The 23,252-nt window shown below is 69.3% G+C and carries 24 protein-coding genes and 2 pseudogenes; 15 read left to right on the forward strand and 11 right to left on the reverse strand.

The features are described 5' to 3' along the window. Nucleotides 1-568 precede the first annotated feature (568 nt). Nucleotides 569-3,331, forward strand: coding sequence for a helix-turn-helix transcriptional regulator (locus tag ABD143_RS37525; RefSeq protein WP_343988396.1), 2,763 nt, complete (start codon nt 569-571; stop codon nt 3,329-3,331). A gap of 13 nt (nt 3,332-3,344) precedes the next feature. Here ABD143_RS37525 and ABD143_RS37530 read toward each other — a convergent pair whose 3' ends face one another. The 3 genes from ABD143_RS37530 to ABD143_RS37540 form a co-directional block, all read right to left on the reverse strand. After that, the gene (locus tag ABD143_RS37530) at nt 3,345-3,893 is read right to left on the reverse strand and encodes a TetR/AcrR family transcriptional regulator (protein WP_343988399.1); all 549 of its coding nucleotides are present in this window, start codon (nt 3,891-3,893) and stop codon (nt 3,345-3,347) included. Nucleotides 3,894-4,111: 218 nt separating this feature from the next. Then, a complete protein-coding gene (locus ABD143_RS37535; protein ID WP_343988402.1) occupies nt 4,112-4,411 on the reverse strand; it encodes a DUF3040 domain-containing protein in 300 nt (99 codons plus the stop codon). 135 nt (nt 4,412-4,546) lie between these two features. Then, nucleotides 4,547-4,834, reverse strand: a complete 288-nt coding sequence (locus tag ABD143_RS37540) for a hypothetical protein (protein ID WP_343988405.1) — start codon at nt 4,832-4,834, stop codon at nt 4,547-4,549. Between the two features lie 514 nt (nt 4,835-5,348). Here ABD143_RS37540 and ABD143_RS37545 point away from each other — a divergent pair. The 3 genes from ABD143_RS37545 (at nt 5,349) to ABD143_RS37555 (ending at nt 7,604) form a co-directional block, all read left to right on the forward strand. Then, a complete protein-coding gene (locus ABD143_RS37545) occupies nt 5,349-6,299 on the forward strand; it encodes an alpha/beta hydrolase (protein WP_343988588.1) in 951 nt (316 codons plus the stop codon). Nucleotides 6,300-6,335: 36 nt separating this feature from the next. Continuing rightward, complete coding sequence (locus ABD143_RS37550) at nt 6,336-7,055, forward strand: alpha/beta fold hydrolase (RefSeq protein ID WP_343988412.1); 720 nt, start codon at nt 6,336-6,338, stop codon at nt 7,053-7,055. 168 nt (nt 7,056-7,223) lie between these two features. Beyond that, nucleotides 7,224-7,604, forward strand: coding sequence for an STAS domain-containing protein (locus tag ABD143_RS37555; RefSeq protein ID WP_343988415.1), 381 nt, complete (start codon nt 7,224-7,226; stop codon nt 7,602-7,604). Here the strand turns inward: ABD143_RS37555 and ABD143_RS37560 are convergent. Beyond that, nucleotides 7,597-8,547: a sigma-70 family RNA polymerase sigma factor gene (locus ABD143_RS37560; protein ID WP_343988419.1), complete on the reverse strand. Its 951-nt coding sequence runs from the start codon at nt 8,545-8,547 to the stop codon at nt 7,597-7,599. The genes ABD143_RS37555 and ABD143_RS37560 overlap by 8 nt on opposite strands. 400 nt (nt 8,548-8,947) lie before the next feature. On the opposite strand from ABD143_RS37560, the pseudogene ABD143_RS37565 reads away from it, so the two are divergent. Further along, a pseudogene (locus ABD143_RS37565) lies at nt 8,948-9,184 on the forward strand (WhiB family transcriptional regulator); the annotation flags it as partial. A 400-nt stretch (nt 9,185-9,584) separates the two neighbouring features. After that, nucleotides 9,585-10,568, forward strand: coding sequence for an SDR family oxidoreductase (locus ABD143_RS37570; RefSeq protein ID WP_343988422.1), 984 nt, complete (start codon nt 9,585-9,587; stop codon nt 10,566-10,568). Between the two features lie 200 nt (nt 10,569-10,768). Here ABD143_RS37570 and ABD143_RS37575 read toward each other — a convergent pair whose 3' ends face one another. Further along, the gene (locus ABD143_RS37575) at nt 10,769-13,546 is read right to left on the reverse strand and encodes a helix-turn-helix transcriptional regulator (RefSeq protein WP_343988425.1); all 2,778 of its coding nucleotides are present in this window, start codon (nt 13,544-13,546) and stop codon (nt 10,769-10,771) included. 29 nt (nt 13,547-13,575) lie between these two features. Between ABD143_RS37575 and ABD143_RS37580 the strand changes: the two genes are divergently transcribed. Beyond that, complete coding sequence (locus ABD143_RS37580) at nt 13,576-13,881, forward strand: hypothetical protein (RefSeq protein ID WP_343988428.1); 306 nt, start codon at nt 13,576-13,578, stop codon at nt 13,879-13,881. Between the two features lie 109 nt (nt 13,882-13,990). On the opposite strand, the gene ABD143_RS37585 is transcribed toward ABD143_RS37580, so the two are convergent. Then, nucleotides 13,991-14,488: a nuclear transport factor 2 family protein gene (locus ABD143_RS37585; RefSeq protein WP_343988431.1), complete on the reverse strand. Its 498-nt coding sequence runs from the start codon at nt 14,486-14,488 to the stop codon at nt 13,991-13,993. Between the two features lie 410 nt (nt 14,489-14,898). Here ABD143_RS37585 and ABD143_RS37590 point away from each other — a divergent pair, with 410 nt between their 5' ends. Further along, nucleotides 14,899-15,840 (forward strand): universal stress protein, encoded by a 942-nt coding sequence (locus ABD143_RS37590; RefSeq protein WP_343988434.1) that lies wholly within the window; start codon nt 14,899-14,901, stop codon nt 15,838-15,840. A 131-nt stretch (nt 15,841-15,971) separates the two neighbouring features. Beyond that, entirely contained in the window at nt 15,972-16,205 is a 234-nt protein-coding gene (locus tag ABD143_RS37595; protein ID WP_343988437.1) for a hypothetical protein, read from the forward strand. Nucleotides 16,206-16,318: 113 nt separating this feature from the next. On the opposite strand, the gene ABD143_RS37600 is transcribed toward ABD143_RS37595, so the two are convergent. The 3 genes and pseudogenes from ABD143_RS37600 to ABD143_RS38455 form a co-directional block, all read right to left on the reverse strand. Next, nucleotides 16,319-17,365, reverse strand: coding sequence for an alpha/beta fold hydrolase (locus ABD143_RS37600; RefSeq protein WP_343988440.1), 1,047 nt, complete (start codon nt 17,363-17,365; stop codon nt 16,319-16,321). Between the two features lie 237 nt (nt 17,366-17,602). Then, nucleotides 17,603-18,337: an SAM-dependent methyltransferase gene (locus ABD143_RS38450; RefSeq protein ID WP_425563756.1), complete on the reverse strand. Its 735-nt coding sequence runs from the start codon at nt 18,335-18,337 to the stop codon at nt 17,603-17,605. Nucleotides 18,338-18,371: 34 nt separating this feature from the next. Next, nucleotides 18,372-18,668: pseudogene (locus ABD143_RS38455) on the reverse strand (SDR family NAD(P)-dependent oxidoreductase); the annotation flags it as partial. Nucleotides 18,669-18,869: 201 nt separating this feature from the next. Between ABD143_RS38455 and ABD143_RS37615 the strand changes: the two are divergent. Genes ABD143_RS37615 through nthA form a run of 3 tightly spaced genes read left to right on the forward strand, consistent with a single transcriptional unit; the run spans nt 18,870 to nt 20,021 of the window. Continuing rightward, nucleotides 18,870-19,145: a hypothetical protein gene (locus ABD143_RS37615; RefSeq protein WP_343988443.1), complete on the forward strand. Its 276-nt coding sequence runs from the start codon at nt 18,870-18,872 to the stop codon at nt 19,143-19,145. Then, on the forward strand, nt 19,138-19,428 hold the full coding sequence (locus ABD143_RS37620) for an SH3-like domain-containing protein (protein WP_343988446.1): 291 nt from the start codon (nt 19,138-19,140) through the stop codon (nt 19,426-19,428). The genes ABD143_RS37615 and ABD143_RS37620 overlap by 8 nt, the downstream gene beginning before the upstream one ends. Beyond that, the gene (gene nthA, locus ABD143_RS37625; RefSeq protein WP_343988449.1) at nt 19,425-20,021 is read left to right on the forward strand and encodes a nitrile hydratase subunit alpha; all 597 of its coding nucleotides are present in this window, start codon (nt 19,425-19,427) and stop codon (nt 20,019-20,021) included. The genes ABD143_RS37620 and nthA overlap by 4 nt, the downstream gene beginning before the upstream one ends. A gap of 27 nt (nt 20,022-20,048) precedes the next feature. On the opposite strand, the gene ABD143_RS37630 is transcribed toward nthA, so the two are convergent. Together ABD143_RS37630 and ABD143_RS37635 are read right to left on the reverse strand one after the other, a co-directional pair. Beyond that, nucleotides 20,049-21,173 (reverse strand): alpha/beta fold hydrolase, encoded by a 1,125-nt coding sequence (locus ABD143_RS37630; protein WP_343988452.1) that lies wholly within the window; start codon nt 21,171-21,173, stop codon nt 20,049-20,051. Then, a complete protein-coding gene (locus tag ABD143_RS37635) occupies nt 21,154-21,435 on the reverse strand; it encodes an AbrB/MazE/SpoVT family DNA-binding domain-containing protein (RefSeq protein ID WP_343988455.1) in 282 nt (93 codons plus the stop codon). Before ABD143_RS37635 ends, ABD143_RS37630 begins: the two co-directional genes overlap by 20 nt. 157 nt (nt 21,436-21,592) lie before the next feature. On the opposite strand from ABD143_RS37635, the gene ABD143_RS37640 reads away from it, so the two are divergent. From ABD143_RS37640 to ABD143_RS37650, 3 genes are all read left to right on the forward strand, one after another. After that, the gene (locus ABD143_RS37640; protein WP_343988458.1) at nt 21,593-22,024 is read left to right on the forward strand and encodes an SRPBCC domain-containing protein; all 432 of its coding nucleotides are present in this window, start codon (nt 21,593-21,595) and stop codon (nt 22,022-22,024) included. Further along, a complete protein-coding gene (locus ABD143_RS37645; protein WP_343988461.1) occupies nt 22,014-22,343 on the forward strand; it encodes an ArsR/SmtB family transcription factor in 330 nt (109 codons plus the stop codon). The genes ABD143_RS37640 and ABD143_RS37645 overlap by 11 nt, the downstream gene beginning before the upstream one ends. 99 nt (nt 22,344-22,442) lie before the next feature. Next, the gene (locus tag ABD143_RS37650; RefSeq protein WP_343988594.1) at nt 22,443-23,231 is read left to right on the forward strand and encodes a DUF899 domain-containing protein; all 789 of its coding nucleotides are present in this window, start codon (nt 22,443-22,445) and stop codon (nt 23,229-23,231) included. Nucleotides 23,232-23,252: the final 21 nt, after the last annotated feature.

Below are 23,252 nucleotides of genomic sequence, written 5' to 3' on the forward strand. Positions count from 1 at the left end.
TGCCGGCTCGTGGATGGAGTCCCGCTCGCCGGGGCCGAGGATGCCCACCGATGGCCGACAAGGGCCGGCGCCATGGGGGAGCCCGCCGAATGTTGTCGGCTGAGGACCCGGCCGGCTCGAGCTGAGCGAGAGCACCAGCCACCTACTCTGAGCGCACCGGCAACCCGGCAGGCCTTCGTGGCCTGCCGGGTTGCGGCGTGACAGCCCGCGGCGGCCGCGGCCAGGGCAGGCGGCTGGTGCAGGAGTCCCGCTTCATCAGTTGGCCGTCACCCGCGGCGCGCCTACGCATATGCCCGGACGGCTCGACGCACACGGGGGACTCGAGTCCCGGCACTTCGTCATGCCAGGCAGCCGATCTCTACCCGCCTGTCGACTCCCCGGAGGCCCTCCTCACCAAGGCCGGTCGCTTCTAGTCGCGGACCAACGGGTCGGTTATGGTTTCTGCACCGACCGTTCGGTCTGCCGCCTGGAGGACGCTGTGGATCAACTTCCTCCGGCGGGGGCGGGGAGGTCCCCGACGACGCCCGGGCGAAGGACGTCGTGACCGCGCACGAGCAGAGCGGCGCCCGTGTACGGAGGTGAGCCCGGCGGTCCGGGCCTGTACGGCCGCCGCAGCGAGTGCGACCGGCTCGAAGGGATGCTCGCCGAGATCCGCACGGGTCGGAGCCAGGTTCTCGTCCTGCGGGGCGACGCCGGCATCGGCAAGACGGCTCTTCTGGACCACATGGCGGGACAGGCCTCGGGGTGTCGCGTCGCCCGGGTGACCGGAGTCGAGTCGGAGATGGAGCTCGCATTCGCCGGGCTCCACCAGCTGTGTGCCCCGTTCCTGGATCGCCTCGACCGGCTCCCTGCACCGCAGCGCGACGCGCTCGGCATGGTGTTCGGTCTCCAGGAGGGGAACCCACCCGACCCGTTCTTCATCGGGCTCGCCGTACTCGGCCTGCTGTCCGACGCCGCCGAGGAGCGCCCGCTGGTCTGCCTCGTCGACGACGCCCAATGGCTCGACCAGGCCTCCGCGCACACGCTCGCGTTCGTCGCCCGCCGCCTGCTCGCGGACTCGGTGGCCCTCGTCTTCGCGACGCGCGAGAGCGCCGACGAGCCGGCGCTGCGGCAACTGCCGGACCTGCGCGTGAAGGGCCTGGGCGACGTCGATGCCCACGCCGTGCTGCGAGTGGCGCTGCGCAGCCCGCTGGACCCGGCTGTGCTCGACGGGATCGTCGCCGAAGCACGTGGCAACCCGCTGGCGTTGCTGGAGCTTCCCCGTGGGCGGACGCCCGCGGAGATCGCGTTCGGGTTCGGGCTGCCGAGCACGATGCCGCTGGCCAGCCGCATGGAACACGGGTTCCTCCGGCAGCTCCAGGCGCTACCGCCCGAGACCCGCAAGCTCCTCCTCCTCGCCGCGGTCGAGCCCGTCGGTGACGTGATCTTGTTGTGGGAGGCGGCCGAGCGACTCGGCATCGGAGCGGACGCGGCGACTCCGGCCGAGGCCGCCGGATTGATCGACCTCGGTTCACGGGTCCGGTTCCGCCATCCCTTGCTGCGGTCAGCGGTGTTCCACGCCGCGGAGGTGGGTGAGCTGCAGGAGGTGCACGCCGCGCTGGGCGCGGCCCCTGACCTCGATCCCGATCGCCGGGCGTGGCACCGTGCGCAGGCGAGCCCCGGACCCGACGAGGAGATCGCGACCGAGCTCGACCGATCGGCCGACCGGGCGCGCTCGCGAGGCGGGCTCGCGGCGGCAGCAACCTTCCTCGAGCGGGCGGCGACGCTGACACCCGACCCGGCCCGTCGGGTGACGCGGGCACTGGCCGCAGCGCAGGCCAAGCTCCAGGCCGGCGAGTTCGACACGGCATCGGAGCTCCTCGTCACGGCCGAGTCCGGGCCGCTCGACGATCTCCTGCGGGCGAGGATCGCGCTGCTGCGCGCCCAGATCGCGTTCGCGGCGGAGCGCACCGACGAGGCGCCTCAGCTGCTGCTGTCGGCCGCCGCGCGTCTCGAGCCCCTCGATGTGGGACTCGCTCGCGAGACCTACCTCGACGCCTTCTCGGCCGCGACGTTCGTGGGCCGTCTTACCGGTGATCCGGGACTCCGGGAGGTCGCCCAGGCAGTGCGCCGGGCACCCACGCACCAGGTGGGCAAACGCGAGCTGATCCTGGACGGCCTCGCCGCGCTGTACACGGACGGGTACGCCGCGGCCATTCCCATCAGACGACGAGCCGTCCAGGCGTTCCACTCCAACGACGGCTCGGGCGCGGATGAGCCACGCCTGCTCTGGTTCGCGGCGATCGCCGCCGCCAACATCTGGGACGACGAGGGCTGGAACGTGCTGTCCACCCGACATGTGCGGGTCGCCAGGGGCACCGGGGCGCTCAGCGAGCTGCCCCTCGCCCTCAACTCGCAGATCGTCGCCCTCCTGCTGTCTGGCGAGCAGGCGATCGCCGCCGCCCTCGTCGAAGAGGAGCGCGCGGTCCGGGAGGCGACCGGCAGCAACATCGCGTCATACGGCGCTCTGGTGCACGCCGCGTTGCAGGGACGCGAGATCCCGGCGTGCGAGCTGATCGACGCCACGGTCAAGGAGGTCGTGCAGCGCGGCGAGGGCATCGGCGCGATGAACGCGTACTGGGCGTCGGCGCTCCTGCTCAACGGGCTGGGCCGCTACGAAGAAGCGCTGGCCCCGGCGCGCAAGGCCAGCGAGTACCCGCTGGAGCTCGGCATGCCGGCCTGGGGGTTGATCGAGCTGATCGAGGCCGCCGTTCGCAGCGGCGACAACCGGGTCGCACGTGACGCCTTCGAACGCCTCTCGGAGACGACCGGTGCCACCGGCACCGACTGGGCGCTCGGCATGGAATCACGCTCCCGTGCGTTGCTGGACACCGGCGACGCCGACGAGCTCTATCGTCAGGCGATCGACCACCTGGGCCGCACCCGGGTGAAGGTGGAGCTCGCCCGGACCCACCTGCTGTACGGGGAATGGCTCCGCCGAGATGGGCGTCGAATCGACGCACGCGGGCACCTGCGCGCCGCCCACGACCAGTTCTCCGCGATGGGAGCCGAGGGATTCGCCGAGCGGGCTCGCCGGGAGCTGGCCGCCACCGGCGAAACGGCGCGGACACGTGCTCCCGACGCCCGCGAGAAGCTCACAGCTCAAGAGACCGAGATCGCCCGGCTCGCCGCCCTCGGCCGGACGAACCAGGAAATCGGTGCGCAACTGTTCATCAGCCCGCGCACCGTCGAATGGCACCTGCGCAAAGTGTTCATGAAGCTCGGCGTCAGTTCGCGAAAGGAACTGTACGACGCGTTGCCCGGGGAAGTGCGGATATCGATTCCCGGCTAGTGTTTCCGCGGCACTAGGGCGTGCGGTGGTTCGCCTGCACGCCGTGCAGGAGCACGTCCATGATCGCGGCGGTGAGATGTTCACCCGTTGCCCCCGGTGCCCGCCAGGCGAACGTGAAGATGAAGACGCCGAAGACCGACTCCACGAAGGCCAGGTCGACATCCCGGAAGTCGCCGGTCTTGATCCCCTCGGTGAGCACGGCGCGCCAGTGGTCGAGGTAGGTCCGGCGGAGGACGAGCACTTGCTCCTTGTCGCTGTCACTCAGCGAGCTGTAGTCCCGTAGAAACACCGTCCAGGCGGGCAGGTGCTCATCCATCGACCGGCCGAGCTCCCGGCCCAGGGCCATCAACTTGGCGAGCGGTTGCTCGTGCGAGGCCGTGATGGCCTCAGCGGCGGGCAGTGCCCGGTTGATCGGGTCCAGCATGATCTCCAGCAACAGGTCTTCTTTGCTGGTGATGTGGTGGTAGAAGCCACCCTTGCCTAGCCCCGTCGCGGCTAGGAGCTGGTTCAGACCAGTGCCGTGGTAACCCTGTTTCGCGAATAGGTCCGCGCTCGCACGCACGATGCGCTCGCGCGTTTCCTCACCTTGAATCACAGGTCACCCCGTCCTGCCTCGTGGATTCGTTATTCCCGACACACAAACCTCTCCCGCGAGACTCTCCAACGGCTGACGCCCCGCAACCACAGCGCCGCGGCGAGCGGGCGATCGCCGCGGCACTGTCTCACGCCGTTCGCTTGGCCGGCGCATCTCCTGACACGTCGGAGTCCAGCCGACGGATCTCATCGCCGGCGCCGGTGGTGTTCGTCGCTGCGGACGGCCCGCACGATCCATCCGAGGCCGGCACCCCCCGTCAGGAGCCCGGCGGTCAGGAGCAACACCCCGTCGCCCAGGCCGAGCCCGAGGAGCAAGAACGCGACCGCCAGCCACCCGGCGAACCGGTGGATCCATTCCCCAGCGAACCAGTGGGTCCACCCCCGAGGGGTACGTTCGGATAGGCGGAGCAGCTCGGCCAGCACGGGATCCTCGACGGTCAAGTTCTTCTCGATGGCCCGCAGCGCGCGGCGCTCCTGCGAATTCATGGAACGCGTGATCCTTTCGGGGTCGTTCGGATGCGTGGGGGTCGGGCTGCGTGCCGCGACGAAGTCAGGTGGCCGGACCGGGCTGCTGGTCCCGGCCGGGTGCTTCAGCGCACACCGACGGGAGGAGGTACGTCGTCACGTGGCGTGCGATCTCCATCTCGCGCCCGACACCACGGTGTGGTGCACCTCGTCGCCGCGGTGCAGTGAGAACGCGAGGGCGTCGAGTAGCCGCGCGAGGCCGAAGAGGGCGGGCTCGCCGGGCGGGTGCGAGCGGAAGACGCCCAGCTCGAGCCCGTATCGCAGGATTCGCGCGGCTTCGACCAGCAGGTCGTGGTCGCCATGGACGCCCCATGTCGTCGCGCTCAGATCGTTGCCCGCGCCGGCGACCGGCTGTTCGAGCCCGTTCATCTCGTGAGACCCCACACCATGCTCCACCTTCCGCCGTGAACTCCTAGGACCGGGCAGCATCTCGATCTGTGACAACCGCTGCCGGGCTGGAGCCGGCCGGTGGCGGGACGACAGTGGCGGCATCGGGGGTCGGCCACGACGAAGAACTCGGTCGAGAGCGACAACAGTTCGACAGGTGCGCGATCGAGATGGGCCGTTCGGTCACAAATCGGTGGGCTGTCCGCTCTCAACTCGGCGGGGAGGACACAAACAGAATGGCGACGATCTACTGCCGATGTGGAGAACCGCGAATCCCTCGGTTCGACCTGTTCATGGCCATGCTCCGGCCGGCCGATGAGCTCGGTTCCCCAGACGAGGACCGAGCAGGGTGGCGGATCGTGAAACCGCGATTTAGCCGATCGCTCACCCCCACGAGGCGTGTCACATGTCGACCGGCTGTCCGGTCCTTACTCGGTAGCGACGGTAGGTGCCCGATTCGGCGGCCGCTCGTCACCGAAACGGAACCTGGGAAGGACAAAGAAACTTGATCATGAGCACGCCCATCCTCGAAGCAGCGGCGCAGAGGTTCGCGGACGCGACGTCCACCCCTCCATTCCTGTACGAGCTCGGCGCGGAGGGCGCCCGGAAGGTTCTCGACGACGTCCAGGCCGCCCCGATCGACAAGCTCGACATCGACGAGAAGTGGATCACCGTGCCGGCCAAGGTCGGGGACGTGCAGGTCCGCATCGTCAAGCCCGTCGCCACGACCGGTGCCCTACCGGCCGTCCTCTACATCCACGGCGGCGGCTGGGTCCTCGGCAATGCCGGAACCCACGACCGGCTCGTGCGCGAACTCGCCGTGGGCGTGAAGGCCGCGGTCGTGTTCGTCGAGTACGACCGTTCCCCCGAGGTTCGCTACCCCGTCGCGATCGAGCAGGCCTATGCCACTGCCCAGTGGATCACCCGACATGGCCTGGCCGAAGACCTCGACGCATCCCGCCTCGCGATCGCCGGCGACTCCGTCGGAGGGAACATGACTGCCGCGGTCGCGATTCTCGCCAAGCAGCGCGGCGACGTCACGTTCGTGCACCAGTCGCTGTACTACCCGGTGACCGATGCCGCGCAGGACACCGACAGCTACCGCGAGTTTGCCGACGGCCCGTTCCTGACGGCGAAGGCCATGGCCTGGTACTGGGACGCCTACGCGCCCGACGACTCCAGCCGCTCGGAGATCACCGCATCTCCCCTCCGCGCGAGCCTCGACGACCTCGCCGGCCTGCCGCCGGCATTCGTGATCGTCGACGAGAACGACGTCCTCCGTGACGAAGGTGAGGCCTACGCCCGCCGTCTCACCCAAGCCGGAGTGCCGACGACGACCGTGCGCTACAACGGCATCATCCACGATTTCATGATGCTCAACCCCGTCCGCGAAACCCGAGCGGCGACCGCCGCCATCGAACAGGCCGTCCATGTTCTCCGGAAGGCCCTGGCGACCGACTAGCACGACGCCTCGAACTCAAACACAAGAAGGAGAACCATGTCTGACGACAAGCCGGCAGTCGTGCTCGTGCACGGCGCCTTCGCAGAATCCGCGAGTTGGAATCCGGTCATCGAACGGTTGCGTGAGAAGTCGCTCGATGTCACCGCGGTCGCAAACCCATTGCGGAGCGTGTCCGGCGACGCAGCGTACGTTCGCGATGTCATCGCCGGGATCGGCAAGCCCGTAGTGCTCGTCGGGCACTCGTACGGGGGCATCGTCATCACCGAGGCGGCCGCGGGCAACGAAGCGGTCATCGGGCTGACCTACGTCGCCGCCTTCGCGCCCGAGCAGGGCGAGTCTGCGTTCGAGCTCTCCGGCAAGTTCCCGGGGAGCACGCTCGCCGATGCCCTCGTGGCCTACCCGCTCTCGACCGGCGGGAACGAGTTCGCCATCGCGAAGGACTCGTTCCACCAGCAGTTCGCGGCGGATGTCGCCGCATCCGAGGCGGCCGTCATGGCAGCTACTCAGCGACCTGTGACCGAGGTTGCGCTCACTGCCGGCCTGCCGACCGACAGGCCGGCCTGGAAGACGATCCCGTCCTGGTTCGTCTTCGGAAGCGAGGACCGCAACATCCCCGCCGAGTTGCTCCGGTTCATGGCCGAGCGAGCAGGCTCGCGCGGAACCCGCGAAATCGCCGGCGCCTCGCACGCGCTGAGTGTCTCGTGCCCGGATGCGGTGGCGGCGGCGATTCTCGACACCGCGGGCGTGTCCGGGTAGCACGGCCTCGTCTGGCGGCGCCTCCGACGGCGACGTCGCTGGTCACGAGCCCGCACCTCGCGGAACTGGGGAGGATCGCGAGGTGCAGCGCGCCGTACCGGTCCCGGCATAGGGCCGGGACCGGTACGGCCTACCTCCCGCAGGACAACAGAAGGGTGAGCGTGCACGATGGGCGCGCCGGAACTGGACGTGCGGCTGCACGCGCCCACCCCCGATGTCGTGGTGGTCCGGGTGAGCGGTTCGGTGGACGAGGCGACCAGCCTCGAGCTCGCCCGGCGGGTCGGCCAGCAGCTCGGCCGGGCCCCGCACGTCGTGATCGACCTGCAGGACGTCGGCTCGCTGTGCGAGCGGTCCCTGCGTCTGCTGTGTGCCCTGCACCGGCGGGCCGTCGCGACGGGGACGCAGTTGCACGTATCGGCCGATCGCCTTGACGTGCTGCGCTCGCTGCAGCGCAGCGGGCTGGACCAGCTCGTGCCGGTCCGCCCGGCTGCCGAGTTGGTCGTCGCCGGCCTCACCGCGATGCCGGAAGCCGACCGGGTGCTCACCTGACCGGGGCCGGCGATCGGTGTCCGGGTCGGCCACGAGCGGCTGCGTTCTCATTCACCACACCGTGGTCATCTCGGTGAGGGCGATGCCCACGGCTCACGGACCGCAACCTCTGCCGCGTCGCGGTCGCCGCGGACGAACCGGGTGCTCCCATGTCTCGGCCGCCGTTGGAGTGGGCGGTGAGGTCATCGGTGAGCAAGCATTTGAGTTGCGTGATGTCGCCAGAGCGTGCTGCTTCGAGGAAGGCTTTCAACAGGCGATCACGGTCCGCAGGATCGACCGGCGCGTGCCGTTGTTGGTCGAGGTGTATGCGCGCTCGACGCGCGAGTTGCCTCGCGTTGGCGTCGCTGATCCCGAGCGCGTCGCCGATCTCGCGGAACGGATAGTCGAACGCTTCGCGGAGTACGAAGACGGCGCGTTCGATCGGTGACATCCGCTCGAGCAGGAGTAGGACGGCGACCTCGAGAGCCTCGTTCCGTTCTGCTTCGAGCGCCGGATCGTCGGTCGCGGGACCGGCCTCCGGTGCCCGTTGGCCAGCAGCGACCTCGCGGCGGGCGTGGGCCGAGGTGACAACGTTGAGTGCGACCCGCGTCGTGGTCGTCACGAGGAACGCAACCTGATCACGTACGCGTGCTCGGTCCGTGCCCTGCCAGCGGATCCAGACGTCCTGGACCACATCCTCAGCGTCGGACACGCCGCCGAGGACTCGGTACGCGATCCCGAACAAGCGTGGACGGACGCTCTCGAAGTCCGCGATGGCGTCGGCCACCTCGCGCGTCGGTGAATCAGCCGCGGCACCACGGCACACCGCGCCGCTCGTGGCCGGCGGATACGAGATACCCGCCGCGGCGGACGAACGCGCGGACGTCGCCGCGTTCGCAGACGTGCCGGCTCTCGACGAGCCCGACTTCGACAGGATGTTGACGCATGACAAGCGCATGATCATCACCGTCGTCCGGCCAGGGCTCCGATCGCGCCGGTCGAAGCCCCGGGTGCCACCCTGGGGGGTGCCCCCCAGGGACACCGGTCGTACCCCCAGGGGCCCGTGTGCGGGTCAACGGCACGGCGCGATCCGACCCGGGCCGATTGCCCCACCCATTGCAAGCATGAGCTCGGTCCGCGCCGCGGCGGCCCGTCGACAGGGCCGCGCTCCCCACCTACTTCCACGGGTGCGCTCGGGCCTGCACCAGGGACTGGCAGGGGTCTTCCCCTGGCTCGATCGGTGATCGTCGGGACGACAGTGGTCCATATCGCTGATCGGGTCGGAACGGAAGCGAGTAACTGGCCTCATGACGTCCTGACCAGCGCGTTCACCACATCAGGAGCTATTTCCGAAAGAGGTTGACGTGGATTGGCGTTTCCGAGCGGCCTGCCGCAGGTCGGATCCGGAGCTGTTCTTCCCGGTCGGGACCAGTGTGCCCGCCCTGGTCCAACTGGCCGATGCCAAGTCGGTGTGCCGGCGATGCCCGGTGTCGGTCGAATGCCGCACGTGGGCGCTGGAGACCGGTCAGGACGTCGGGGTGTGGGGCGGCATGAGCGCGGCAGAACTCCGGGCGAAGCGCCGGAGTGACCGCCGCGCCCGCCGCGACCTGCACCTCGTGCGCGGCGGTCACCCCGTGCCGCAACCGCCGGACGCGGCCGAACCTGCACCGGCCACAGCCGGCGAGATGCGAGCCGTGCGCCCGTCCCGGCCTGCCCCGCCATCGCGGGCACGCGATGGCCGGACGGACACCAGGGTGGACAGCGCCATGGGCGAGGAGACGGCGGGCCGGGCGGGGAAGGCGGCTGACGGTGACATCGACAGACGGGCCGCCGGCCGTCCGATGAACGGAGCCACGTGATGGCGCCGCCGACCGGCGCCCCCGTGAGTGCTGCGATGACGTCGTCACAGATCGTCGGGCTGTCCTGTCCTACTAGAGCTGTCGTGACCCACTCGGTTCCACGGGCCGTGGCACGAAATGACCGATCAGCAGGAAGTGTGCAATGCGAACTGCCGTAAAGGATCTGTCCATCCCGGACCTCGCCGGGAAGCTGGCCGTGGTCACCGGCGCCAGCGACGGCGTCGGGCTGGGCCTCGCCGAGCGTCTGGCGCGAGCCGGCGCCGAACTCGTTCTGCCGGTACGGAACCCCCGTAAGGGCGCCGCTGCCGTGGAGCGCATCCGCGGGGCCGTGTCCGATGCCGTGGTCTCGCTGCGTGATATCGACATGGCGTCCCTCGACTCGGTTGCCACGCTCGCGCAGACCCTGCACGACGAGGGCCGCCCGATCCAGATCCTCGTCAACAACGCCGGGGTGATGGCTCCGCCGACGCGGCACACCACTGCGGACGGTCTGGAGCTGCAGTTCGGCACGAACCACATCGGACACGTGGCGCTGACCGCGCGGCTGCTGCCGCTCCTCCAGGCCGGCCGAGCGCGCGTCACCACGGTGTCGAGCAGTGCCGCCCGGTTCGGCCGACTGGAGTGGGATGACCTGCAGGCCGAGCGGCGTTACTCGCCGGTGCGCGCGTACAACGCCTCGAAGCTTGCGAACCTGTTGTTCGCGATCGAGCTGGACCGACGCAGCAGGACCGGCGGCTGGGGGATCACGAGCAACGTCGCGCATCCCGGCACCACCCTGACGAACCTCTACACCTCCGGGCCCAATCTGGGCCGCCGGCGCCCGTCGCCGCAGAAGGCGATCATGGCCCGACTCGCGCGCTGGGGCTTGTTCGTCCAGGAGGTGCACGCGGGCGTGCAGCCGATCCTGTACGCAGCGACCAGCCCAGCCGCCGCCGGAGGCCGCCTCTACGGGCCCGACGGCCCCGGCCAGTTCACCGGTGGCCCGACCGAGCTGCCGATCTACCGGTCTGCGCGCAAGCGCGACGACGCCGTGCGGCTCTGGGAGCTGTCCGAACAGCTGGCGAACGTGACGTTCGCGGCTCTCGATCCAGAGCAGACCGAGGCGCTACGGCGGAGAGCGGTGTGATGGTTCGCGCACGGCTCGCTGGGTTCCTGCGCGCCCAGCGGGAGGCACTGCTACCAGATGATGCGGCGACCTCGGCCCGCTCCCCGGCAGCTAGCTAGACCGGCCCAAGTGCGGGGCGAGGCGGGGGTCGGCAAGACGGCGCTGCTTGACTACGTGGTGGGGCAAGCGTCGCCGACCCTCGGCCGCCTTGATGAACGTCGCTACATCGACGAGGCGACGCGTCCGAGTTCGGGCAGCACGTCAATGAGCTGTCTGCGCGAGCTGATGCCGAGCTTGGCGAAGATCTTGCGAAGGTGCCACTCCACGGTCCGGGGGCTGACGAACAGTTGAGCACCGATCTCAGGATTGGAAAGCCCGGATCGGGCGAGCCGGGCGATCTGCCCCTCCTGCGCCGTGAGCTCGTCGAACCTGTCGACCGTGCGGGTGCGCACGGTCTCGCCCGTCGCCAGAAGATCACGGCGGGCGCGTTCGGCGAACGCCTGTGCTCCTATCCGGGTGAAGATCTCATGGGCACGACGGAGCTGCTCGCGTGCGTCGATGCGCCTGTTCTCGCGGCGCAACCATTCCCCGTAGAGGAGATGTGCCCGGGCGAGATGGATGACGATGCGGCTGCGGCCGAGCCGATCGATCGCCTCGCGGTAAAGGGCCTCGGCGGCGGGGCCGTCACCGAGCAGGGCGCGGGAGCGGGCCTCTATCCCGAGGCCCCAGTCGGTGCCTGCAGCCCTTGTCCGCTCACTGAGGCACCGCAGGGCGTCCGCGGCCGCCTCGGGCTGCCCGCAGCGGGCGGCTGCCTCGATGAGCTCGATCTGCAACCAGGCAAGTAGACCCAGATCGTCGTGCGTGCCGGCCCGTTGGGCAGCCGCGAGCGCGCCGGAGTAGTTCCCGAGACCGTTGTAGACCACCGCGGTTGCGTACTCGGCGAGCGCGATGGCTCGTCCCTCGCCGCGCGCGGTCGCGTCTCGAATACCGCGCTCGATCAGCTCCATCACGTGCTCCTGTTGTCCGCGCCATGAGGCGAGCACCAACGCGGCGTACATGAGCGGTGCGTTGCCGGTCGCCTGGGCGATCGCGTCTGCCTCGTCGACGAGCGCTGCAGCGTCGCCGAACTCGCCGGCGTGCACGTGCACGGCAGCGCGGTAGGTGGATCCAAGGGGCAGGAGGCTCAGCATGCCGGCGGCGCGGGTGAGCCGAACCTGACGTGCGGCCAGCTCGTGCCACATGTCGTCGTCCCACAGATCCGATGCGATGCGGCAGGCGAACCAGAGCCAGCGGCTGTCGTCCGCCGTGACGCCGTCCTTTTGGGAAAACGTCTCCAAAGCCCGTCTGAGCGGGCCTACCGCTGCTGCGTAACCCTCGGTCGAGCGCGTGATCAGGCCAACGAGTAGTTGGTCGATCGCTGGTGGCAAGTCGGGCGCCGGCGGAGCGCTGCGGGCGGCCTCGGCCAGCTCGAGCATTCCGCCACCTACGGTGAGGCGGCCGGCGAAGGATGCCGCTTCGAATGCTTCGAGATAGGTCTCCCGGGCCAATCGGGCGTCCAGTGGTTCCAGCCGCTTTGCTGCTTTGAGTAGCAGCATCGGTGCGTCGCTGCCCCGGGTGCGGGTGAACGCGACCTGCGCCCGTAGCCGTTCCAGTCCCGCCTGCTGCAGGTCGTCCAGACGGCCCATCTCCGCGGTCATGAGCAACGCCAGTGCCGCATCAGGTGCCGCAGCCTCGAACTTCGCCCGAGCCGCGGCCAGCGCACGCGCCGTCCGCCGGGCCGGGTCTGGCGTGAGCTCGGTCGCTCGCTCCAGGAATGCAGCTGCCGCCGCGACACCGCCCCGGCTCTGGGCCCGCCCAGCGGAGCGTTCCAACTCGGCTGCCACATCAGCGTCAGGACCCTGCGCGGCATTCGCGCGGTGCCATGCGCGGCGATCGGGATCGTCCTGCGGGTCCGTGGCTTCGGCGATCGCGAGATGCACGCGCCGGCGCTCCGGCCACGGTGCGTGCCTGTAGGCCGCCGATCGGACCAGCGGATGGCGGAACCGCACCCGCGACCCGAGCTCGATCAAGCCCGCAGACTCCGCCGGCGCCGCCGCATCGGCTCCGACTCCGAGGCGTTCGGCTGCGCGCCGCAGCAACGTCGCGTCCCCGACTGGTTCGGCCGCTGCCAGGAGCAGGAACTGTTGTGTGTCGCGCGGAAGCTGCTGAAGCTGACGAGCAAAGCTCTGCTCGATCCGACTCGCGAGGGGCCGCGCGTCGGGAAGGGCGAAACCGCCCGCCAGCTCTGCCGGGCTCAGCCCGCGCGTCAGCTCCAACAGGGCGAGGGGGTTGCCGCGCGTCTCGGCGACGATCCGGTCACGGACCTGCTCGTCGAGCCGTCCCCGGATCGCCGAGGCCAGCAGGTGACGTGCATCGGTGTCGCCGATACCCTCGATCAGCATCGCCGGTAAGCCCGTCAACTCCTGCTCGTAGCTGGGCTCGCGTACGGCGAACACCATGCCAACCGGCTCGGCCAGCAAGCGTCGGGCGGCGAACGCCAGCGCTTGCACGGAAGCCCGATCGAGCCACTGCGCGTCATCGACCACGCAGACCAGGGGCTGCTCCGTCGCGACCTCGGAGAGCAACGTCAGGACGGCCAGGCCGACGAGAAAGCGATCGGGAATCGCCCCTTCCGACAGTCCGAATGCGACGCGCAACGCATTGCCCTGAGGGGCGGGCAGGTGGTCCAGTCGCCCGAGTATCGGCACACACAGCTGGTGAAGGCCGGCGTAAGCCAGCTCCATCTCCGATTCGGCGCCTCCGATCCGGACGACGCGGCAGCGCGCCGCGCGCCCGTGCGCGAAGTCGAGCAGGGCCGACTTGCCGCACCCGGACTCGCCGCGCAGCACGAGCACCGAGCTCCGACCAGCCCGCGCGTCATCCAGCAGCCTGTCCAAGGCCGCGCACTCCGAGCGGCGACCGAGCAACCTCGGTCGGGCATGAATACCCGGTCTGCCCATCTGATGAGTAGATGGACGGTTGAGCCCTGTTGGCAACCCCGTTCGACCGGATTGTCGTGCGGCGGTTTGGTGAAGTCGGTTTCGTATTGGGTCCCGGCGGGAGGGCGTCCCGCCATGCCGAAGTTGCTGCGGGTCGAGCCATCGTCACCCACGGCGGGCCGTCGTGCTGGCCGCCGCCGCTGGAGTCGCCGGGGGGATGTATTTCACGGACGCGGCAGGTCACTATCGGGACGCGCGGCGCGTTCGGCGGACTGCGCGAGATCACCGAATGGGATCGGGAGAACCTGATCCGGGTGGTGCAGGTGAAGGGAAGCGAGACCAGGTGCGAGGGGTGACCGCCGGCCCGGCCATCGTCGCTGCTGGTCGAGCGTCGCCAGGATGCTCTGCGCCCGCGGCGTGCACGGTCTCGGCAGCGCTTCGGATCACCTCAGGGTCCCCGTTGCTTCAACGATCGAGGAACCTGCGCCTGGCCAGGAACGGCCCGAGCCCCGATCGCCACCACGGCAGCCAGGCGGACGGTCGGCGCAACACCGCCTGAATCAGCGGGCCTGAGTCGAAGAAGGAGTCCCGGCGAAGGACCGTGCCCGTCGGCGTGAGCCACAGTTTGTCGACCGCTCGGAAGTCCAGGGGTTTCCCGCCGAGTGTGGCGGTGAGCAGGAGTTCGATGAACATGACGTCCTCGTGGCCTGCCCAGCTCATCACCTCGCCGCGGATGTCGGGAAGGAGCGTCACGAGGCGCTGCGCTTCGTCGTGCCACGTCATTCGCGTCGTGCCGGGCAGCAGCAGCGGCTGGTTGAGTATGATGTTCTCGGCCATGAGGCTGTCCCACGCATGTGGTTCGGGTGTATCCCAGCCCTTGGCGAACGCGGCGAGGACGCGTTCGTGCGCGTCGGCCCAGTCGGTCGTCGCGGCATAGATGCGGACATCGTCTTCGGTGGTCACCACGTCCTCCTCGGGAACTGGGTCGGGTGAGCGAGGCGGGCTGGGACCCACCTCGATCGCCGCGATGTCATGATCCGCCGTGCAGCCCGCCGTCCCCGCTGGGCGAGGTCTCCCCACCGACGTACCGGTGTGCTTGCTGGTCGTGAGCGATCGATCATCGGTGCCCACGACCAGGTGTGGGGACGGAAGCACATCGTGGTGATCCTAGTGCCGTCTCGCAGAACGTTGGCGGGGTAATGGTGGCGACGGCGGTGTCCGCATCCTGCCTGCACTCGGGCCCGCCACGGGTGAGCGGTCGAGCACCGCCCTGACCAGCCGTCGCGTGGCAGGTTGTCACAAATCGGTGCTCTGTCTTGTCCAAGTGACGGCGGCCGCCGGCGCGCCGTCCGGTCCACCTAGGAAGGGAACTGATGGGCACACGACTCACGAGCCACGTCGACGATCCGGACGCGAAGAGGCCTCGACCGGAGAGCCTGCCAGTCGTCGTGGGCATCGACGGGTCATCGTCGGCGATCGAGGCTGCCCGATGGGCAGCACGCGAAGCCGCACGCCGCAGGACCACTCTGCAGCTGATCAGTGCCTTCGGCTGGCCCGAGACACGTCACCTCGGCGACCCCGGATTCGGTGGTCACTACCGCGAGACGATGTTGAAAGGCACGCGTGCCGAGGTCTCGGCGGCCGCCGAGGCGGCCGCGGAGGCCGCTCCTGGCGTCGAGATCTCCGAGCTCGTCGTCGACGGCTTCCCGGTACCGCAGCTTGCTGCCGCGTCGAGCCGTGCGGGACTGGTCGTTCTCGGTGATCGCGGCCTCGGCGGATTCACGACCTTGCTGGTCGGTTCGGTCGCGATCGGCCTGGCCGCCCGGGCGGTATGCCCGGTCGTCGTCGTGCGCGGTGAACGACCGTCTGACGCCGGCCCGGTCGTGGTCGGCATCGACGGCTCGCAGATCAGCGAGGCGGCACTGGCGTTCGCCTTCGAGGCGGCAGCTACGCGCAAGGTGCCCTTGATTGCGGTGCACACCTGGACCGACTACGTGCTCGACGCCGCCGTGGCGCCTCTGCTGGACTGGGATGCCATCGAGGCCGATGAGCATCGGCTGCTCGCCGAGCGGCTGGCGGGGTGGATCGGGAAGTATCCCGACGTCGAGGTGCGGCGTGTCGTCCTGCGGGACCGGCCCGCTCATGCGCTGATCGAGCAGGCCACCGTCACCGCGGCTCAGCTCGTGGTCGTCGGATCACACGGCCGAGGCGGCATGGTCGGCCTCGTGCTCGGCTCCGTCAGCCACGCGGTGCTGCACCATTCACCGTGCCCGGTTGCTGTCGTCCGGACCGATCCGAGCGCTGCGGCGCTGTGACGTCGGCGGCCTGCGGAAGCATCGCGGATCTCGCCTTCCATGGGCGAGCCGCGGGCTGGTCGCAGGCGGGGTCATCGGAGCGCGGTCAGGCGCTCCGCCGCGCAGAGATATACCAACGCATGGAGGAAGACATGAGCAACCCGACTGGCGAAAACGACTCTCTGCGCGAGCTCGAGATCGAGGTCGAGGCGGATCTGAACTTGGCCGAGTCGAGTCGCCCGGAGGAGCTCATCGGGTTACCGAGCGCCGAGTGGTTGTTCGATCCGATGGATGTCCAGCGAGAGGAAGTCGGCCTCCGCAGCCTTCTTGGCGCGATCGAGGAAATGGAAGGAGACTCACGAGACGATCGCACCTCAGGTTCCTGACGAGTCGACCGGCGGCGGCGCACGCGGTCACTGGTGGTGCGAGGCTCCATGGCACCCGAGCCACCCGGGACGGCGGGCCGTGCTCCCGCTGGCGCCGCGCGCATGCCGGGCGGTCAGGAGACCTCCTCCTTCAGCAGGTCCGCGATGCAGGCGTCGATCTGCTCTCGGTCGGAGTCGGTCATGCAGAACATCGCGAAGTGCGCCCACAGGCTGTCGACCACGCGGAACTCGCTGTTCGGTATGAGCTTCTGCTCGGCCTCGCAGTCGGCGGGCGGGAAGAACATGTCGCGGGAGAACGGCACGACATAGGTCTTTGCAGTGATCCGGCCGAGCGCGGCGGCGAGATCCCCGCCGGTATGCCGGCTCACGTCGCCGTGACGCCACTTCCACCCCATCCAGATCAGGTTGTTGGGATCCATTGGGGCGAAGTAGCCCTCCCAGAAGCGGTGCAGGAAGTCCTCGAGGGAGGTGAACCCGACGCCCCGCCATGCCTCCACGCTGTAGAACTCGGGGCACAGGCCCATCACCGACCAGATCTGCGCATGCCGGCGCAGCCCGACGTGGACCTCGCTCTGATCGCGGTAGAACCCGCCGTTCCAGGCCGGGTCGGACTTGAGGGCGTCCTCGTGGGTGCGCACGAAGATGTAGTCGTGCGGGGTCGTCTTCGCAGTTCCGGCGAAGGGCAGCGCCCGCTTGACCATGTTCGGGTAGCGCACCGCCCACTCGTAGGTCTGCTCGGCACCCATCGACCAGCCGAGCACCAACTGCAAGCGCCCGATCCCGTACTCCTCCGTGACGAGCCGGTGCTGGGCGCGGACGTCGTCGCCAATGCTGACGTTCGGGAAGGCGCCGCCGTTGAATGGCGGCGGCGTGTTGCTGGGCGACGACGAGAAGCCGTTGGCGAACTGCCCGGGCAGGATGATGAAGTACTTGTCCGGGTCGAGGGGCCGGTTGCGGCCGATGAAGATCTCCATCGCCTTCGGCGTGCCCGACCACATGTGCGGGAAGAGGATCGCGTTGTCCTTGGCCCGGTTCAGCTTCCCGTGGGTCTTGTAGCCGATCCGCGCGCGCGGGAGCGTGATTCCGCTCTCCAGTTCGAAGTCGCCCAGTTCGAAGTGCTGGTGGGGGCCGTGCCGCTCCTCGGAGTAGTAGTCGCCCATCGCTCCGCTCCTCCCCGTTGAGCTCACGAGTCAGGGGATGTCGGTCATAATTCTCGCCGACGCGGGAGGGTCAATCGGCCATGCGGCGGAGCGGCCGCCTCCGGCGACATCCACAACACCGGCGACAACTGCACCGCCCCGGCGTGGCCGCGGCCCTCGTCGCAGACCTTGCTGGCGTGCGGAAGACCGCACCGCGTGGTGACGACCCCTGGCGGCCGCGTTCCTTCCCCGCTCCGGTCACCCCCCGCTCCGGTCACCACAGCGATGCGCGTCATTCCTGGGCGTGCCGGCGCCGGCCTCGCCCAGGCTTCCTACGAAGGCCCGGGTTTGCGTGCGACCCCGCCGTAGGCGTCGATCGGGGGTGAGCTCTCCGACCTCGACGTCGTCGGGTCGCCACTGGTTGATCGGGACCAGGCCGGGGTCGATCAACTCGAGACCGGTGAACCATTCGCGGATCTCGGTGATGCTGCGCAGGTGATAGGGGGAGCCCATGTCGGCCTGGGCCTTGGCGGCGATGTGGACGGCTTCGCTGGTGTCGGTGCCGTCCCACAGGGCCATGTAGCTGCCTGCTGGGACGGCGTCGAGCACCCGGTCGACCACGGTGGCCGCTTCGTCGGCGGTGTCGAGGTAGCCGAACACGCCCATGAACAGCACTGCGATCGGCTGGTCGAAGTCCAGCACCTCGCGGGTTGACGACCTCCTGATCCGGCTCGCAGAGCCGTGCCGGGACCTCGCCGGCGTCGTGGGTGGGGAGCGTGCCGGTGCTGTGCAGCCGCAGGACCTTCCGGTCGGTCGGGCCGGGGTCCACGCTGACCGCGGCGATGGGTTGGGCGGCCGGCGACGCCGTGAACACGGTGAGCGCGAGTTGGGACTGCGCGAACGCGGCGAGTTTGGTGTAGCTGCGTGTCCGGTTGGGGTCTTTCCAGTCCAGTCTGCCGCCGCGGTGCAGCGTCGAGGAAACGGTGACCACACGGGGCCTGTCCGACCTCGCCAGGGGCTCGGTGAGCGATCGGACGAGCAGGTACGGGGCCAGGTAGTTGACCTGGAAGGTCAGTTCGTTACCGTTCTCGGTGATGGCGCGCTGATCCGATCCGGCGACCATGACGGTGTTGACCAACACGTCGAGTACCGGATGGATTTCCGTGACCTGTTTGGCCATGAGGACGACCTCGTCGAGGCTCGTGAAGTCCGCAGCCACGGAGAACAGGTGACTCGGGTCGGCTCCGTCGGCGACAAGTTGATGCACGTCCTGGCCGGCCGCCAACGTTCTTGACGCGATCACTACGGGGACGCTGATCGGCATGACGAGCTGGACCTACAAGTCGAGCGCTCCGAGACTCTGATCAAGCTCGTGCTGCAGCGCTGAGCCGTGGCAGCTGCCATGGTTGACGCGGGTCGCCTCACGGTCGAAGGTGCAGGTGGTCTGGACGCGCAGACGATGCGGGAGCCGCCTGTGACCAGATCTGGCTGATACGACCCCGGTCGGGAGGGCATGTTGAGCCGGATGAACGACGTGGGGGGAATGGTGGGGTTCCCGCCGATCGAGGAGGAGCTGGACGAGCCGCCCTTCCACTCCGACTGGGAGGCCCACGTCTTCGCGCTGTGCCGCGCGTTGCTTGGCCACGGGATCTTCAACCTCGACGAGTTCCGGGACGCGATCGAACGGATGCCGCCGCAGGAGTACCTCGCGGCGTCCTACTACGAGAAGTGGTTCCACGCGATCGTGACCCTGCTCGTCGAGAAGGGTGTGCTGACCGCGGAGGAGATCGCCGGTGGCTGAGGACTTCCAGCCGGGAGACCGGGTGCGCGCGAGCCGCGCCGATCCGCCGCACCACCTCCGGGTCCCGCGGTACGTCCGCGGCGCGGTCGGGACGGTCGTCGAGCAGCAGGGCCGGCATCCGGTGCCCGATGACCGGGCGCGCGGCATGGATGGTGAGCCGCAGATGGTCTACGCCGTGCGCTTCGCGGCGCGGGAGCTGTTCGGCCACGGCGAGCACGCGGTGACGGTCGACATCTGGCAGCGCCATCTGGAGCGCGTCGAGGACGAGGGGACCGGACGGTGAGCGGAGAGCACCACGGCCCGGCGGCGGCGGTGGCCGCGCGGGTCCGACACGTGGAGGCGTTGCTGGAACAGCGCGGTCTGATCGACGCGGCGGAGCTCGACAGGGCGTTGGAGTCCTTCGTGGCCCGCTCCTCGCCGGCCAACGGCTTCCGCGTGGTGGCGCGAGCCTGGGTGGACACGGGCTTCCGCGCGCGGCTGCTGTCCGAGGCGAACGACGCCCTGCCCGAACTGGGGATGTCGATGGGCGGCGGCCTGCAGGAGCAGCGGCTCAAGGTCGTGGAGAACACCGAGCAGGTGCACAACGTCATCGTCTGCACGCTGTGCTCGTGCTACCCGATCGCGCTGCTCGGACCTTCCCCGACGTGGTACAAGAGCGAGAGCTACCGCTCGCGCGTCGTCCGGGACCCGCGCAGTGTGCTGTACGAGTTCGGGTTCGAGCTCGACGAGAGCGTCCAGGTGACGGTGTGGGACGCCAGTGCCGAAACCCGTTACATGGTGCTGCCCCGGCGTCCGGCGGGCACGGAAGGGCTGGGCGAGGACGAGCTCGCCGGGCTCGTCACCCGCAACGGCCTCATCGGTGTGGCAGCGGTCTGACGCAGGGCGTTCCGTGCCCGTCCGGGCTCAGCTGCCGGTCCGCGCATCCAATCGCGTGACCGCCTCCAGGTACCGTTCGGGCCGCTCGAAGTGGACCAGGTGCCCGGAGGCGACCTCCATCAGCTCTGCGTCCTGGAGCCGGTCGAGCGCCCGCGCCACGTCCTGGTCGTCCATCGCCGCCATGAGCACGCCGTCGTCCGAGTAGTACGTGCCGTACTGCTCGGACCAGAAGTTCGTGTGGAGCAGGACGACCGGGCAGGTCACGGCGGCGAGGGTCGCGTCGGTGTCGAAGCCGGAGTACCAGCGCCCGTCCTCGAAAGCAGCTCCGAAGGCGGGGTCGTAGTGGACCAGGCCGCGGAAGAACACGTTCACCAACGGCGGCAGGAAGAACACCTCGAGCGGCTCGCCCTGATGTGAGTCGAGGTACTGCGACGCGTAACTGACGATGGGCGGTGCCAACGCTCCGAAGAAACTGAAGTAGTCGCCGTTCTCCACGTAGTGCCGCGTGAAGTCCGTGGCAGCCCCGTCCCGGAGGAACTCCTGGGCCAGCCGCGGGAGCCCGCCACCAACTGTGCCGGCCAGCCGCTGCGGGGTCGATGAGTACAGCGGTGGATCCTCCAGCAGTACCCCGATGACCAGGTCGGAGCGTTCGGCCGCGAGCGAAACCGCTAGAAGGCCGCCCGACGAGTGCCCGGACACCAGCACTGGGCTGCCGACCACGCGCTCGACGAACGTCGCCAGCAGCTGCCTGATCCGGACGTTGGTGTACTGATTTGCGGGCAGCCGGCCCGATCCCCCGTGTCCGGGCACATCGACTGCGAAGACGTGATGGCGCGCGACGAGCTCGGGCAGGACCTTCGCATGGTCCTGCCACTGCGAGCCCTGCCCGTGGATCAGCAGCATCGCCGGGCCGTTGTCCGGGCCCTCGGCGTAGCTGACCACGTGGCCGTCGACATGGGCCTGCTTCGGGACGATCCCGGCCCGCGCCAGGTCTGCCATGTCCCGTTCGTAGTAGTGGATGTTCGTGTCGACGTAGCGCGCGATCAGGGCGGTGAGCACAACCGGGACCACCCCGAGCGCCACCAGGACGATCCGGAAGCCGCGCCGGCGCTTCCGCAGCGCGCCCGCCCGGTCAGCCTGCACCGGGGTCACCGGCCCCGCTCGCTTCGTCCTCTTCGATCGCCCGCAGCAACGACGACGCCCCCTTGAGATTGCGGGTCAGCGTCTGCAACGTCATGAGGGCGAGACCTTGCTCCGGGTCACCCAGCACCAGCAGCTTGTCGCCGGCCTTGATGCCCAGGTCCCGGCGGGCGGCGGCCGGCACCACGATCTGTCCCCGCTCGCTCACCGTCACCGCACCGTAGAACCCGCGGCCCCCCGGGCCGGAGTGCACCGCACGCTCGTCACCGCTCATCGCCTGCCCACCTCACAACGTCCGTACCTACACGATATACACGAGATACAAACTACACATGACGGCCGAGTGCTGCTCGATGGTTGCGGCCATTGACGCAACCGGCAGGTTGCCATAAAGTCGCAACCGGCCAGTTGCTAAATCGTTGGAGGCTGACATGGGGTTCCCCGATCGGATCGAGCGGATCGTCGAGATCGCCAACCCGCCGGCAAAGGTGTGGAAGGCGCTCACCACCGCCGAGGGTCTGGCCGGCTGGTTCGGTAATGAGGCAGTCATCGATCTGCGCCCGGGTGGGGCGGCCCGGGTGGCGTGGGCCGGCGGCCAGTCGGTCGACCTGCGGGTCGAACGGGTGGAGGAGCCGACGGTGTTCGGGTTCACCTGGCACATCTACGGGCTGCCCGAGGAGGACCCGCGGCGCACCTACGTCGAGTTCACGCTCGAACCGGTCGGTGTGGGCACACGGCTCACCGTGGTCGAGTCCGGGTTCGCCCAGCTGCCGGAGGAGGCCCACAAGTCGGCGTACGACAGCCACACCGAGGGTTGGGCGAGCGAGCTGGGTGAACTGGTCGCGTTCGTCGATGCCGCCTGACGTCGAGGCGATCGCCGAACAGGTATTCGTGGCGCTGGCCGACCCGAGTCGGCGTTCCATCCTGGCTGCGCTGGCGTCGGGTGGTCCGGCCACCGCCACGGACCTGGCCGGTCGCCTTCCGATCACCCGACAGGCGATCGCCAAGCATCTGGCCCTGCTGACCGAGGCCGGCCTGGTGACGGCCGAACCGGGGGAGCGGCGCCGGGTGCGCTACCGCCTGCGATCCGCGCCCATGCAGGTGGCGCAGCAGTTCCTGGCCGCGCTGGCCCGCGACTGGGACGGCCAGCTCGACGCGCTGAGGGAGCACCTCAGCCGGTGAATACCTACCGCAGAACGTGAGGAAATCATGAGCGATCAGAGTTTGACCACCAGCGTCACGGTCGACCGAACTCCCGCGGAAGCTTTCGAACCGCAGGTCGTGTCGCTGCAGGACTGGGAGGCTGCGCGCGAGCAGCTGCTGGTGAAGGAGAAGGAGCTGACGCGCGCCCGTGATGCGCTCGCGGCCGAGCGTCGGCGGATGCCGTGGGTGGCGGTGGAGAAGGAGTACCGGTTCGAGGGACCTCGGGGTGCGGCGAGCCTGCTCGACCTGTTCGAGGGCCGTCGTCAGCTGATCGTCTACCGCGCCTTCTTCGAGCCCGGCGTGTTCGGCTGGCCCGACCATGCTTGCCGCGGCTGTTCCCTGGTGGCCGACCAGGTCGCGGACGTCGCGCACCTGAACGCCCGTGACACCACTCTCGTCCTGGCCTCGCGCGCGCCGCAGCCGGACATCGAGCGCGTGAAGGCGCGGATGGGCTGGACGATGCCCTGGTACACCATGACCGACGATTTCGACGCCGACTTCGGCGTGGACGAATGGCACGGCACGAATGCGTTCTTCCGCGACGGTGACAGCGTGTTCCGCACCTACTTCATCAACAGCCGCGGCGACGAAGCGTTGGGGAGCACCTGGAGCTACCTCGACATGACCGCACTCGGCCGCCAGGAGAACTGGGAGGACTCGCCCGAGGGCTATCCGCAGGGCCCGCCGTACGAGTGGTGGAACTGGCATGACGAGTACGGCGCCGCCGCAGTGTCGCCCGAGTGGCTGGCGAAAGTCGCCGCCGCCGGCGTCGCCGATGGCGGCAAGGACGACGGGCCCACGTCCGCGAAGGTCGGCGACACCACTGGGTCGCCTGCGCCGGGGTCGGGCACCTGCTGTTCTGGGTGAGTGTGCCCGGTCCCGGCGGGC

The organism is Pseudonocardia aurantiaca, from assembly GCF_039526725.1.
Classification (GTDB): domain Bacteria; phylum Actinomycetota; class Actinomycetes; order Mycobacteriales; family Pseudonocardiaceae; genus Pseudonocardia; species Pseudonocardia aurantiaca.

Bases quoted from the DNA above. Each gene is read 5' to 3' on its own strand.
- ABD143_RS37595 (WP_343988437.1), top strand. From the start codon at position 15,972: ATGAGCAACCCGACTGGCGAAAACGACTCTCTGCGCGAGCTCGAGATC.
- ABD143_RS37550 (WP_343988412.1), top strand. From the start codon at position 6,336: ATGTCTGACGACAAGCCGGCAGTCGTGCTCGTGCACGGCGCCTTCGCA.
- ABD143_RS37640 (WP_343988458.1), top strand. From the start codon at position 21,593: ATGGGGTTCCCCGATCGGATCGAGCGGATCGTCGAGATCGCCAACCCG.
- ABD143_RS37575 (WP_343988425.1), bottom strand. From the start codon at position 13,546: ATGGGCAGACCGGGTATTCATGCCCGACCGAGGTTGCTCGGTCGCCGC.
- ABD143_RS37615 (WP_343988443.1), top strand. From the start codon at position 18,870: ATGAACGACGTGGGGGGAATGGTGGGGTTCCCGCCGATCGAGGAGGAG.
- ABD143_RS37570 (WP_343988422.1), top strand. From the start codon at position 9,585: ATGCGAACTGCCGTAAAGGATCTGTCCATCCCGGACCTCGCCGGGAAG.
- ABD143_RS37545 (WP_343988588.1), top strand. From the start codon at position 5,349: ATGAGCACGCCCATCCTCGAAGCAGCGGCGCAGAGGTTCGCGGACGCG.
- ABD143_RS37535 (WP_343988402.1), bottom strand. From the start codon at position 4,411: ATGAATTCGCAGGAGCGCCGCGCGCTGCGGGCCATCGAGAAGAACTTG.
- ABD143_RS37560 (WP_343988419.1), bottom strand. From the start codon at position 8,547: ATGATCATGCGCTTGTCATGCGTCAACATCCTGTCGAAGTCGGGCTCG.
- ABD143_RS37600 (WP_343988440.1), bottom strand. From the start codon at position 17,365: ATGGGCGACTACTACTCCGAGGAGCGGCACGGCCCCCACCAGCACTTC.
- ABD143_RS37635 (WP_343988455.1), bottom strand. From the start codon at position 21,435: ATGAGCGGTGACGAGCGTGCGGTGCACTCCGGCCCGGGGGGCCGCGGG.
- ABD143_RS37590 (WP_343988434.1), top strand. From the start codon at position 14,899: ATGGGCACACGACTCACGAGCCACGTCGACGATCCGGACGCGAAGAGG.
- ABD143_RS37645 (WP_343988461.1), top strand. From the start codon at position 22,014: ATGCCGCCTGACGTCGAGGCGATCGCCGAACAGGTATTCGTGGCGCTG.
- ABD143_RS37555 (WP_343988415.1), top strand. From the start codon at position 7,224: ATGGGCGCGCCGGAACTGGACGTGCGGCTGCACGCGCCCACCCCCGAT.